The sequence below is a fragment of the Ruminococcus sp. YRD2003 genome (assembly GCA_900109435.1).
Lineage (GTDB): Bacteria > Bacillota > Clostridia > Oscillospirales > Ruminococcaceae > Ruminococcus > Ruminococcus flavefaciens_G.
In genome coordinates this window covers 73633-86531 of sequence record FNZT01000015.1, presented here as the reverse complement: position 1 = coordinate 86531, position 12899 = coordinate 73633, and the positions used below count along the sequence as shown (strand labels likewise).

Sequence of the window (12899 nt, the reverse complement as noted above, 5' to 3'; positions counted from 1 at the left end):
CAACACTTTTTGATTATTATTTGCCAAAAATTCATATTATTTGTCAGATTAAACAGTCGATAAGTTCCATTTTTGGTATTGTTGACATGCTTGAATGTTATTTATAATGCCTTCGTGGCGGCGCTTTATTATAAAAAACAGAGCATTGTTTGAAGACAATGCCCTGTAATTCTTCTTGAATTGGAAATACTCGTTACGCCATATTGCTCATGATCAATGGAACGGCATCGATCATTTTTCTTTCGCTGTCCCATGAGAGCTTTCCGAAAAATGATAAGGATTTGAAATGTCCTCTTGAACCTAATCTGTATCCGTGATTTCCGTCAGTTCTGCGGTGGTATAATACCAGTCTGTGGTCAGAGTTATTGAAGTAATACTTGTTGAAATATATGTAAACGGGTATCTCCTCGCAGCCGTATCTGAAACGTATACCGACTCCGTCGGGATTCCATCCGAAGTACAGGTAGAAAAGCTTAGACGCCTTAAACGAAGCATAAACAGGTTGTTTGTTTTTCTTCAAGGCGTCTATTATTTCTTCGGATGTACAGTAAAGCTGATTTCTCTCTGAAAGTTGCTTCTCAATCTCGCTTTTGAAATCAACGACTGAATGACTGTTCTCAGGCTTATAATCAGCTATAAGCGTCTCGGAGAGATGTAATTGTGCTATGTGTTTTTTTGCGACATCTGTATCGGCAGCAAAATAGAATTTGTTATCGAAGTAGCGCTTCTGCCTTTCTATGGCGTCGTACACCTTATGATACACTACCTGATTCGGATAGTATTTATAATCTGTAAAAATAGAAATGCCATTGTGATAGAAGTATTCTAAAATAGCCGCAGCACAGCCTGCACTTCTGCTCTGACCGTATTCGCACTGACAGATGATATTCTTGCCGTACGCGTGCGCTTTTACTATAAACATTGCCATATCGTCAGCTTCGGGGAAATAAATATCGTATGTATATCCCTTGCGCTTGAGAACTTCAAGATCGAGATCCTCAAGCTCACTGTAAAACACGTCCTTGCACACTCCGCTGTAATCAACATGAGTGTAGTCCTTGTCTATGCGCTTTATCGCGGGATCGTAAAAGCAGATAACTACCGTATTATCAGGGAATGAGCCTTCTGCTATGATTCGTTCGATTGCTTCTCTTGAATATACAGATACGGTCATAAGCACCTCCGCACATTAATCAATATTTAACCTGAACATATGAATTGGAGATTTCTGCATGATCTCCCCAGAAAGCACGACTTATCAAACGCTCTTTTAGTCCGTGATGCCCCTCTTTCAAAGAAGAAGTCATCATGATACGCTTGCCCGATTCGTAGAACGCATTGAAAAGAAGTATGAGCTCGTCCTGTGTTTTTTCTTTTCCGGCAAGTTCCTGTATATCGTCAACAAGAAGAACATCCGCCTGCATATAATAATTCTTTGATATTCATATAGCTCACCCTTTCACTCTCTTCATTAAAATGTGCTGCGTAGGATTATTCTTCTATAAATATAATACCACATTTCAAAAATAATTTGGTCGCCGTAAAGGCGACATTTTTTCTTAAAGAAAAAATTTTTTTCAGATCCGATAGAAAAAGTGGTTTCAGCCATTCAGAACAGAGAGTATAGAACTCTACATCATCTGCTTGAAAGCCGAAACCACTGTGTCTTAGTCTATCAGATTTAATGCTTGCGGAAAATGATCCTGCAATAGAGAATAGTTTTCAGTCTTCATACCTTTGCTTGAAATACTGGCAGGTCGCAGTAGGGAAAGTTTCTATTCCGCTGCCTTTTTTAAAACAGAAATGTCTCTCGCTGTTGTCAGCAGTGAATGCCATCCCGCCACGAACTATTTTTATAGTAGTGCTGCCGATTGCACCATTCCAGTGTTTGCAGAGCAGACAGCATTTCTGAGCGCGTGATAACTGCATAATTGCCATTTTGCTCACCTCACTTCTTTATTCTATAACTGAAAGGATTGGTCTTCTTTCCGCTTGCAATGCAATCAGGACAAGGACTTTTCACACATTTTATCATTCCAAGTCTATATGGACATTCCTTGCATTTCGGCATATGTTTTGGTATCTTCATTTTAGTCATACAGCTCACCCTTTCGTAAGGAGTAACTTTGTTTCTTGCTTCTGTGATTATATGATACCATATTTCAAGAGGCTCGTGGTCGCCTTTAATGCGACAATTTATGAACCTATTAAAACCTGATCGAACTGGAAAAGAGCTCCGTTTATCTCGTGGATGTCATAATTGCCCCTTTCAATATAATAACGGACAATTATGTCAAATTTGCTTGAATTTGAAAGTCCGAAGCCTGCTTTTAAGAGCATTTCTTTTGTCTCGTTGATATCAAGTTCTAAAGCTATAGCAAACGCAACAGCAGTGGTCTTTTTGGGGTGATAATCTTTGTTTGAGCGGATTTTGGAAAACAGCTTGCGGTCAACGTTCGCCTTTTTATAGCAATCAGAGTCGGACATCCCCTTTTCATCTATCTTGCGAAGCAGCATTTCAGAAAAGCTCTCATCGATCATTTTAAGTTTATCTTCAAGACTTTCAGAGCGAGCTTCTTCGCGAACATGAAAACCTGAATGAACTGTATGAGCTTTACCTCTGCTATTAGAAGCCTTCTTTATTAATGAACGGATGGGCTCGGTTATACCGCCGACAATACCTACAGGTGCGGCATCACCTACAGCTGCTGAATAAGCCCACGATCTTGTTTCGTCATAGTAATTATCATCAATAAATGCTTGAATTTCTTTCAGTTTCTTTCTGCCGATATCGAAAGACTCACGATCAAAGATCACGATAGTTATATCCATATCATGAGTCTTCAGGAACGTTGAACAACTGTCCACAGCGATTTTCAAAGCCTGATCCTTTGGATAGCCATACGCACCTGATGAGATAAGCGGAAATGCGATAGTTTCAAATTTGTTATCAGAAGCTATTTTCAGGCACTCTTCATAACAGCTCCGCAGCAACTTCGGCTCATTGCTCTTTCCGCCGCTCCAGACTGGTCCGACAGTATGTATGACGTGAGCGGCAGGCAGCTTGTAGCCCTTGGTCAGCTTTGCCTTACCTACTTCAAAGCCACCGAGTTTTCTGCACTCGTCCAGCAGTTTCGGACCTGCTACACGATGTATCGCTCCGTCAACACCTCCACCGCCAAGTAGCGAGGTGTTCGCAGCATTTACTATTGCATCGACCTTCAGCTTTGTTATATCATCACGGATGAACTTTAATGGCATAATATCGCTCCTAAGCTTTTTATATCATAACATTTCCGGTCTTGGATCGTAATAACTATGCATTTAGAGTGGTAAGGGCATCTTCCTTTTATTACACTTTGAATCCATAAAATAAATCATTCCGTCGTTAATATTTATATAACTGCGCCCATTCACATCTTCAAAAATCGTTTCCTCAGGGTCACTTGCATCCACACGAATTCGACAAAGGCAATAATAAATCACGTCCATATATTCTGGCTTAGGGACATCAGATGCATACAATCTCACACCACGATGAGAGGGTTCAACCTCTATTTTGCGACTGGATTTATTTATAAAATAAATCCAGTCTTTGTCGATGATATATCTGTCTTCATAGCTGAGAATATCCTCTATTTTTGCTTTTCTTAATTCAAAAGAATGCACTTCTTCCTCATAGCTCATTTTTTTTATCATATTTTTTATGAAGCCTCCATTATACGAAGGCGGAATAGGCGGTTTAAACTTGAGCCGACGTGTAGTATATGAATCTGTAGTAATAAGTCCAATATATAATTTCCCATATTCTTTTTCTATTTCCTCGTCACTATATCCGTCTCTTTTTAGTGCTTTGATTTTCTTCTTTAGTATAGGATCTTCCAATGTGTCCATTGACGCTTTATTTTGTTTGTGTGAGGAATTGTTATGATTTTTAGATTCGAGCATATAGACGCTTTCAAGCGGTCTTTGCTGCCATTCCTTTGCAACAGGGAGGACCTTGTCTGTGATACGGCTGACGGTAGTATCAGATATCTCCAGACCGTAAATATCACGGATATGGTCCTCAATATCGGACGTAGACATTCCCTTGGCGTACATAGAGATGATCTTGTTCTCCATATCCTGAGAGATGCTTGTCTGATTCTTAGGCAGTATCTTTGGTTCAAATTCGCCGTTTCTGTCACGAGGCACTTCGATATCCACCTTGCCCATACTGGTGCGAAGAGTCTTCTTGCTGTGACCATTACGGCTATTATCAGTTTCCTTGTTCTTAACGTCATACGGCTCGTATCCAAGCTCAGAATCAAGCTCTGATTCAAGGCTCCCTTCCATAAATCCGGCAAGTGCTTCCTTGAACAGTTCATGGATATCGTCCATGCTCTGGATATTCGCTGCCGACAGAAAATCGCTTATCAGCTCTCTTCTTGCTCGCTGCTCTTCTGTTTCGTTTCTTCGCCTTCTGCTCATAATTAAAACCTCCGAAGTAGTGTCTCTTCTATTATACACTACTTCAGAGGTTTACACAAATTTTAGGATAGACTCTCTGAGCTTCTATCAGAAGAATCAGGCATAGAATGATTACCACTTTAACCACTTTTTTTCTTGCAATTTTTTTCTGAGCTGCCCCATAAAGGGGCAGACCTTAAAACTCTTTTATATTCTATTGATAAGTCTGTAGTAGCATGACCTGGAGATACCAAGCTTCCTCATTGCTTCCACAGGCTTTTTGTTTCCGCAACGAACTTCCGCCAGCACCTCACGCCAATTATCAGGTAGGGGTCTTGGCGGACGACCAAAGCGGACATTTTTCTTTTTGGCAGCTTCAATGCCCTCGCGCTGACGAGCTCGTATCTTGTTACGCTCGTTTTCAGCTATAGCACCGAGCACTTCAATCAGGATAACATTTATCATTTCGAGTACCCAAGCCTGCTCCGGCGGAAAGTCTGTGAGTGTAGTAGGAATATCCAGTATCTTTACCCGAACTCCCATTTCTTTGAACTGCTCAAGCTCGCGTTTGATGTCAGACTTGTTACGGCTGAGCCTGTCCAATTCTTTGATAACAAGCGTATCTCCCTTACGGAGTATCTGACGTTTGAGATACTGATAGCCCTCACGCTCCGTGTCCTTTCCCGATGCTTTATCGATGATAATGTTCTATACAGGTACCCCGAACTTCGTAAGAGCTTCGATTTGTCTGTCTTCATTCTGTTCCCGCGTAGAAACACGGGCATATCCATATACACGGTTATCCATTTTACCTCCAATCTGTCCCAAAAAGTGGTGGCGACTTTCGGAACGTCTCAAAAGTCAAAACACCACTTTTCGGAACGCTTTTTTCGCTATTTTTCAGGTGTCCCATAAAGTAAACTTTTTGGGACTTTACCACGCTCCTCCGTAGCAGCTCTCATACAAGCTTTCCCCACACATATACTTCACATAACGAAGAGCTTCATGGAGCAGGTCAGTGTCCATAAGCATCTCTTCAATCTCGTCGCATGTGTAGCCATACTCCAGAAGGAGCTCAACGTCTTCACTGTCAACTCCGTAGCAGCCACAGTAAGCAAGCAGTATTTCTTCGTGCATACTATTATAGTAGGGCGTGTCGTCGAGACCGTACGGGCAATAAAATAGTACGGCACGATACCGCAGAGCATACTGATCGCCGCAAGTATCACGCTTGCGGCAAACTTTCCTTTTCGCTCACCCGACTGCCTGAGCAGCCAGCCGAAAGAGCCGTTCTGATCCTTCCCCATTAGATATCCTCCTGTCTGTTGCGATAATTCTGCGGTGACACGCCCATGACATCACGGAAAGCCGCCGAGAATTTAGAAGCATTGTCATATCCGAGCCGCTGTGCAATGTCCGCAATATTCATTCTCCGATCAGAGATCAGCATTTCCGCTGCCGCTTTCATCTTGTAGCTCTTGATGTACTGATACACAGGTGTGCCGTATACAGCCTTAAAAACCTTTCTCAGTGATGCAGGCGGCATACCCGATATTTCGGAAAGCTCCTCGACTGTGAAAGTCTTATCGGGTCTGCTCGTGATAAGAGAATGTATCTCCTTGATCTTAGCGGTCTGGCTTGCAGGAAAATACTGCCGCTGTTCTGAATTTGCAGCAGTGTCAAGGGCAGAAAGCAGCAGAAGCAGCTCTGCGATCTTCACCCTGAAAAATCCAAGTCTCATACTCTCAGGCGTATGGTAAAGCTGTGAAAAAACAACATTCAGCTGCTCATTTGTACGGAGCAGAAATTCCTTATTCTCAGGGCAGAACTTTTCGCCGAGCATCTGCGGATCAACCGAAAGGAACGGCATCTCATGACGGAGCGATCCCTGCGCAGCCCCTTGCATAAAACCTATGGTTATGCCGTGATAGTGGGAAAGCGGCAGTTCGACTCTGCCTGCATGATGCACACGTTTGTCGATTCGCAGATCGCCTGCCTCCATATAGTATCGCTCGCCGAGGGTGTTTTCATGTTCGATGCGTCCCTCGCGGCAGTGGTCGATGCAAAGCACCGTATCCGCATTCTGATATTCCGAAACACAGTGCTTCATGTGAAAATCATTATACATAAGATATATACCGTCAAACACACGGTACATCGTCATGAACCCCTCGCCCGATTCATCATCGAGGAGCAGCACACGGCACTCGCCCTCGGCTGCGATCTCATGAACATTAGAGCCGAAGCTGGCTTTATCCAGTGTGTCAAAAATGTCACGGCTCATGCGATCCCCGCCTTTTCAAAATGCTTTTTCATCAGTCGTCTGCCGATCAGCCCGCCGATGATGCCGCATACAAACGCTGCAATAAATGTAACAGCACACATCCATGTCGGCATCAGTTTTGTAACGGTGTCGATGTAATCCTGTCCGAAATTCTGACGGGAAGCCCAGTATTTCTCCGCAGCGAAAAACAGCGGCAGATAGTTCGCTGCGACCCACAGGCTGAATACGCCGTTTGTGATGACAGCCTTTGCTGCACTCTTATAGTTTCCGCTTTTATAGATCAGTTCTGCGAGCAGTCCGGTGAATACCGATACCGCAAGCGGCGGCCAGCTCATACCGGTCAGAAGCATCAGAATGCCCATGATGATGCTCATTATCCATATCATACCGAATTTCTTGACCTTTGTCAGGAAGAGCATAAACGGGATACCGCCGAATATCGGGACAAGCACCGACAGCAGCGGCAGAAAGATCGGAATCATGCCGAGCATAGCGATAATGAACACGATCACAAAATAGATCGCTGAGAAAATACCGATGTTGATCAGATCTTTACCTTTCATAATTACCTCCGATTTGGTTAGACTTTACTAACCCACTGCCATAAAATAAAGTCTTGCGTCCAAGACCATCACATATTATACTACAAACAGAAAGATGTTTCAACTCCGTTTTGCTCAGGATGCTCCGATCTGATAATAATTTGATACCGCTGTTCAGCTTGCTGTATCAGCATCGTGATACATTCACTTTTCTGATCGATAAGGCAGCAGGGACACGATACGAGAATTTCAACCATGAATATGTCACGAAAATGAGCTATGCCTATGAGCAGTTCTACGCCGAAGCAAAAAAACGACGACTTGCCAAAGCAGAAGTCTCAAGAGAGGAATTTCATGTGGCAGGAAGTGATTATGCTATCAATCAATGAATAACTGTTGATTTTCAGAGACTATTGATGTATAATAAAGAAAAAGGACGCCGAACCGAGAATGCGGTTCTTGAAACAGAGCGAATGCTCCGAGCAAAACGTCTGCGATATGCTGCAAAAGCAGGACAGACAGGATAAAAGAGCCACAGGGAGTGATGAACAATGATCTTATATATCAACAGTTGTGTACGGAAGGGATCGCGCACAGACAGACTTGCAAGAGCTGTCCTTGAAAAAATGGGCGAATACACCGAGCTTTTTCTCCCTGCCGAGGACATAAGCCCGCTGACGGAGGAAATGCTCGAAAAGAGGACGGAGCTCCTCGCGAGCGGCGCATTTGACGCCCCTATGCTTCGGTATGCAAGGCAGTTTGCCGAGGCTGACAGAATAGTCATTTCCGCCCCGTTCTGGGACGGCTCTTTCCCGTCACTGCTGAAAGTCTACATAGAAAACATATACGCGGTAGGGATAGTTTCACGCTACGGCGCAGACGGAATGCCCATAGGGATGTGCAAGGCAGACGAGCTGATATACGTCACCACAGCAGGCGGACCGTATATCCCTGATTTCAGCTACGGCTACATCAAGGCAGTCGCCGAGACCTGCTTCGGCATCAAAAAAACGAAGCTGATAAAGGCAGAAATGCTTGATATCGAGGGCATGGACGCAGAAAAAATACTAACTGACGCAATAGACAATATACCTGAAATGGGGGTATAGCTTATGGGAACAAACATCATAAAACTGACAGGAAGGATAGATACGGGCAACGCATCTGAATGGGAGCAGAGAATAATGCCTCAGCTCTCGGCGGAAAACGAAAATGCCTTTGAAGCTTCGGAGCTCGAATACATATCCAGTGCAGGACTGCGTGTCCTGATGAGAGCGCGAAAAACAGTCTCCGCAGAAATGCGGATATTCAATGCATCATCGGACGTATTTGAAATACTCGAGATGACAGGCTTTACGGAGATATTCAAGGTCGAGAAGCGTCTCCGCGAGTTGTCGGTCGACGGCTGTGAGGTCATCGGCAAAGGCTTTTACGGCACCGTATACCGCATTGACCCTGAGACCATAGTCAAGGTCTACCATTCCCCCGACAGCGTACCGATGATAAAGAATGAACAGCGCCTTGCGAAGCGGGCATTTGTCAAGGGAGTCCCCACTGCTATCTCATATGATATAGTCAAGGTCGGCGACAAATACGGCTCGGTATTTGAGCTTCTGAGGGCGAGTTCATTCAACGACCACCTCATAAACGAGCCCGAAAATTTCGACGCACTGATGCATAAATACGTTGATTTTCTGAAGGTCGTCCACAGTGCTGAAATGGACGCCGACACGATACCCAAGGCAAAAGACAGCTTCATCGGCTATCTTGAAGTCATAAGGGAGTACATCACACAGGAGCAGCATGACAGGCTCAAAGAGCTTCTTTCGGCGATGCCCGACGACCTGCATATGGTACACGGCGATTTCCAGATGAAGAACGTGCTGCTTGTCGAAGGCGAGCCGATGCTCATTGATATGGAGACCATAGCAACAGGTCAGCCGATATTCGACCTTCAGGCACTATACGTTACATACATAGCATTCAGCGAAGACTGTCCCGATAATCTGAGCAGTTTTCTCGGCATTCGCGATGATCTCGGGAAGCCGATATGGAACAGCATATTGGAGAATTATTTCGATACTGCCGACAAGTCCGCGCTATCCGTGATAAACGACAAGATACAGCTGCTTGCGACGATACGCTTCCTGTATCTGCTTGCGATAACGGACATGAAGAACGGCGAGCTTGGCGAAAAGCGCATACGCCGTTCGCAGGAGCATATCGCGGAGCTTCTCCCGAAAGTCGCCGATTTTATGATATAAGCGGCGTGTCGCCGCAGCCTGTGTCGCGGCTGAGTTCTCAGGAACGGAAGTATATCGCCGCGCATCCTTGCTATTCCAGACATAATATGATATAAGCGTGGTGTCCGCGCTGCCGATTTCGCGGCATAGGTGATTTGACCGCATACTTTTTCGCCGCGCCTGTTGCTTTTTTATCAATTATATGTTAATGTATGAAATAAACCAGCCTGCGCTGATAAACTCAATAAACAGCAATATGCACAAAACGCATATTGCTGTTTTATTTTCATCTACAAGAATTATAAACAAACCGTTAATCCTTGATAATAACAGTTGACTTTTCTACGTGAATATGTATAATTAACACATAGAGCAACACAACTCAACAAACTAAAAGGAGGTCACTATTATGACTGATGAAATGAACAAAAACCTTGAAAACGAAGAACTCGACCTGGAACAGCTCGAAGGAATAAGCGGCGGTCTCATAGTTGACTGTGGTTTTGCGCGTGACTATCGAATTGTTGATGATAAAACGGGTGAGATATTAGATTCAGACTGTTATTCTACAGAATCAGCCAAAAGAACTGCCCTCGATCTTAATGTAAGCAGAGAGATCATCAGCATGGATGAGTATAAGAAACGTTTTGGAAAAGACATTGATCTGTCCATCAGGATCAATTCAAAAACAGGAAAAAAGTGGATTCAATAATAAGCACAAAAGGCATTGCAGGTACCGACCTGCAATGCCTTGTTTTTACTTCTGATACTTAGCCTTGTCCATTTCACGGATAGCCGCGCGGCGGATCTTACCGCTTCCGACGGTCTTGGGGAGCTCGGCAACGAACTCGACGACTCTCGGGTACTTGTAAGGCGCGGTATGCGCCTTGACGTAGTCCTTTATCTCCCTGACGAGCTCATCGGAGCCCACCTTGTCCTTAGTGAGCACGATAGTAGCCTTGACGACCTGACCGCGTATCTCATCGGGAACGCCCGTGACCGCACATTCGAGCACATACGGCAGCTCCATGAGGACGCTCTCTATCTCGAAAGGTCCGATACGGTAGCCCGAGGACTTGATGACGTCGTCAACACGACCGACGTACCAGAAATAGCCGTCCTCGTCAACCCACGCGGTATCGCCCGTGTGGTAATAGCCGTCGCGCCAGGTCTCTGCGGTGTTCGCCTCGTCCCCGAAGTAACACAGCGCCAGCCCTGGAACGCCGAATCCCGCAGCACTGTTATCCTTGAGCTTTATGCATATCTCGCCTGTTTCACCGATCTTTGCGGGCGTACCGTCAGGCAGCAGCACCTGCACGTTGTACTGAGGATTTGGCTTGCCCATACTGCCTGGCTTAGGCTCCATACCGACCACGTTAGCGATAGAGAGGGTAGTTTCGGTCTGACCGAAGCCCTCCATGAGCTTGATGCCCGTGGCTTTGTAGAACTGGTGGAACACCTCGGGATTGAGGGCTTCACCCGCAATGCAGGCATATTTCAGCGACGAAAGGTCATACTTGGAGAGGTCCTCCTTGATGAAGAATCTGTACATAGTCGGAGGAGCGCAGAAAGAAGTGATATTGTACTTCCTGAACATGGGGAGGATATCATCAGCGTGGAAGCGGTCGAAATCGTAGACGAACACAGCCGCCTCGCACATCCACTGCCCGTAGAGCTTGCCCCACAGAGCCTTTCCCCAGCCCGTATCGGAGATAGTGAAGTGCAGACCGTTCGGGTCGGCATTCTGCCAGTAGCGGGCAGTCACATAGTGACCGAGCGGGTACTGATAGCTGTGTAGAACGAGCTTGGGATTGCCCGAAGTACCCGAGCTGAAGAAGATGAGCATAGGATCGGTGCCGCAGGGAGTCTCAGCCGTGCGCTCGAAGTGGGTGCTGTAGGCGGGAAGCTCCTCATTGAAGTCGTGCCAGCCGTCGCGCTTACCGTTGACCATGACCTTGGTCTTAAGTGTCGGAGACGACGCGCAAGCCTTATCGACCTCATCCGAGACGTCCCCGTCGGCAGTGCAGACGATAGCAGAGACCTCAGCGGAGTTGAAGCGATAAACGAGGTCATGCTCCTTGAGCATATTTGACGCAGGGATAACGAGGGCACCGATACGGTGGAGCGCGATTATCGAGAACCAGAACTGATAATGCCTCTTGAGAATGAGCATAACGCGGTCGCCCTTCCTGATACCGAGCGACTTGAAGTAGTTGGCAGTCTGGCAGGAATATCTCTTGATATCCTTGAAAGTGAAGCGGCGCTCGTTCTTGTTGACGTCGACATAGATCATCGCGGTCTTGTCGGGACATTTCTCAGCCATAGCGTCAACGATATCGTAAGCGAAGTTGAACTTATCCTGATTCTCAAAGTTCACCGCACTGAGTATACCCTCCTCGGTGGTCTCGCACTTGACGAATCTCTCGGCAACGGGGTGCAGCAGACCTGCCTTGTCGACATTAGTGAGGTGATGTTCAGCGATATGCTCCTTATATTCGGACATTCCCGCCGCACCTCTCGGAGCAGTAACGAAAGCGTATATCTCGCAGTCCTCGCCGCCGAGTGCGACCTCGTCATGCGGGAGCGAGCTGTCGTAATAGATGCTGTCGCCCTCATGGAGTATCTCGGTATGCGAACCGACGGTGATACGCATAGTCCCCTTTAAAACGATATCCATTTCCTGTCCCGCATGGCTCGCCATATGGAGCGGCTGAGAGAGCGCCTCCTCGGAGAACGGGATAACGACATGGAAAGGCTCGACGGTCTTGTTTTTGAATCGCGGAGCGAGGCGGTTATAGGCGAAGCCCTTTCTGCGGACTATCGGAACCCCCTCCCCTTTTCTCGTAACGGTATAGCCTCTGAGCTCGGGGCTGCTGCCCTCCATAAGCTCGGTTATATCGACATTGAAGGTATTGGCGCACTTGTAGATGAAAGTGAAGCTGAAATCCTGCTCACCCGCCTCAAGCCTGCAATATTCCTCGACGGGATAGCCTGTCTTTTCCGCCATATCCTCGACGGACAGCCCGAGGTCCTCACGCAGATGCGAGATACGTTCAGCGACCTCTCTGATTTTGAGTTCTTCATTCTGCAAACCGGTCATTTCGCTCATAGATAACTCTCCTTAAAGAAAAATTTCGGTGTAGGCTGAAATAAACGCTTCAAATACGTCAAATCCGCGAAAAACAAAAAAGCTCGTCTCAAAGAAGAATCTTTGAGACGAGCATCATAAACTGAATACCCGCGGTACCACTCAAATTGTGCCGCTATAGCGTAACACCACTTTCAGACTCCACCAAGTCCTATTCATTGACGCAGAATCACGGAAGCACTTACTGAAAACGTTCAGCGCTTCGGCTCAGAAGGGATACACAGCATTGCTTA

12 protein-coding genes, 1 pseudogene and 1 other annotated feature (1 of these 14 running past the window's edge) are annotated in these 12899 nt (G+C 45.9%); of the genes and pseudogenes, 3 read left to right on the top strand and 10 right to left on the bottom strand.

Annotation, left to right across the window (positions count from 1 at the left end; genetic code table 11):
• Nucleotides 1–193: 193 nt before the first annotated feature.
• The 9 genes and pseudogenes from BMX22_RS16185 to BMX22_RS12975 form a co-directional block, all read right to left on the bottom strand.
• Nucleotides 194–1174 (bottom strand): hypothetical protein, encoded by a 981-nt coding sequence (locus tag BMX22_RS16185; protein ID WP_074742854.1) that lies wholly within the window; start codon nucleotides 1172–1174, stop codon nucleotides 194–196.
• Between the two features lie 19 nt (nucleotides 1175–1193).
• Entirely contained in the window at nucleotides 1194–1424 is a 231-nt protein-coding gene (locus BMX22_RS13010; protein ID WP_074742853.1) for a DnaA ATPase domain-containing protein, read from the bottom strand.
• 298 nt (nucleotides 1425–1722) lie between these two features.
• Nucleotides 1723–1938: a hypothetical protein gene (locus tag BMX22_RS13005; RefSeq protein ID WP_074742852.1), complete on the bottom strand. Its 216-nt coding sequence runs from the start codon at nucleotides 1936–1938 to the stop codon at nucleotides 1723–1725.
• 258 nt (nucleotides 1939–2196) lie between these two features.
• Entirely contained in the window at nucleotides 2197–3261 is a 1065-nt protein-coding gene (locus BMX22_RS13000; RefSeq protein ID WP_074742851.1) for an O-acetyl-ADP-ribose deacetylase, read from the bottom strand.
• Nucleotides 3262–3324: 63 nt separating this feature from the next.
• Complete coding sequence (locus BMX22_RS16935) at nucleotides 3325–4470, bottom strand: transposase (RefSeq protein ID WP_318259746.1); 1146 nt, start codon at nucleotides 4468–4470, stop codon at nucleotides 3325–3327.
• Nucleotides 4471–4656: 186 nt separating this feature from the next.
• Nucleotides 4657–5256 (bottom strand): annotated as a pseudogene (locus BMX22_RS12990) (recombinase family protein).
• A 179-nt stretch (nucleotides 5257–5435) separates the two neighbouring features.
• Nucleotides 5436–5756, bottom strand: a complete 321-nt coding sequence (locus BMX22_RS16550) for a hypothetical protein (protein ID WP_177173029.1) — start codon at nucleotides 5754–5756, stop codon at nucleotides 5436–5438.
• A complete protein-coding gene (locus BMX22_RS12980; protein ID WP_074742850.1) occupies nucleotides 5756–6733 on the bottom strand; it encodes a helix-turn-helix domain-containing protein in 978 nt (325 codons plus the stop codon). Before BMX22_RS12980 ends, BMX22_RS16550 begins: the two co-directional genes overlap by 1 nt.
• On the bottom strand, nucleotides 6730–7296 hold the full coding sequence (locus BMX22_RS12975) for an MptD family putative ECF transporter S component (protein ID WP_074742849.1): 567 nt from the start codon (nucleotides 7294–7296) through the stop codon (nucleotides 6730–6732). Before BMX22_RS12975 ends, BMX22_RS12980 begins: the two co-directional genes overlap by 4 nt.
• 530 nt (nucleotides 7297–7826) lie before the next feature.
• On the opposite strand from BMX22_RS12975, the gene BMX22_RS12965 reads away from it, so the two are divergent.
• From BMX22_RS12965 to BMX22_RS12955, 3 genes are all read left to right on the top strand, one after another.
• On the top strand, nucleotides 7827–8384 hold the full coding sequence (locus BMX22_RS12965) for an NAD(P)H-dependent oxidoreductase (protein ID WP_074742848.1): 558 nt from the start codon (nucleotides 7827–7829) through the stop codon (nucleotides 8382–8384).
• A gap of 3 nt (nucleotides 8385–8387) precedes the next feature.
• Nucleotides 8388–9539 carry an STAS domain-containing protein gene (locus BMX22_RS12960; protein ID WP_074742847.1) on the top strand — a complete coding sequence of 384 codons (1152 nt, stop codon included), beginning with the start codon at nucleotides 8388–8390 and terminating at the stop codon, nucleotides 9537–9539.
• A 388-nt stretch (nucleotides 9540–9927) separates the two neighbouring features.
• On the top strand, nucleotides 9928–10230 hold the full coding sequence (locus tag BMX22_RS12955) for a hypothetical protein (protein ID WP_074742846.1): 303 nt from the start codon (nucleotides 9928–9930) through the stop codon (nucleotides 10228–10230).
• Nucleotides 10231–10275: 45 nt separating this feature from the next.
• Here BMX22_RS12955 and BMX22_RS12950 read toward each other — a convergent pair whose 3' ends face one another.
• Nucleotides 10276–12618 carry an AMP-binding protein gene (locus BMX22_RS12950; RefSeq protein ID WP_143055535.1) on the bottom strand — a complete coding sequence of 781 codons (2343 nt, stop codon included), beginning with the start codon at nucleotides 12616–12618 and terminating at the stop codon, nucleotides 10276–10278.
• Nucleotides 12619–12727: 109 nt separating this feature from the next.
• Nucleotides 12728–12899, bottom strand: a binding site (T-box leader) (it continues 74 nt past the right edge of the window).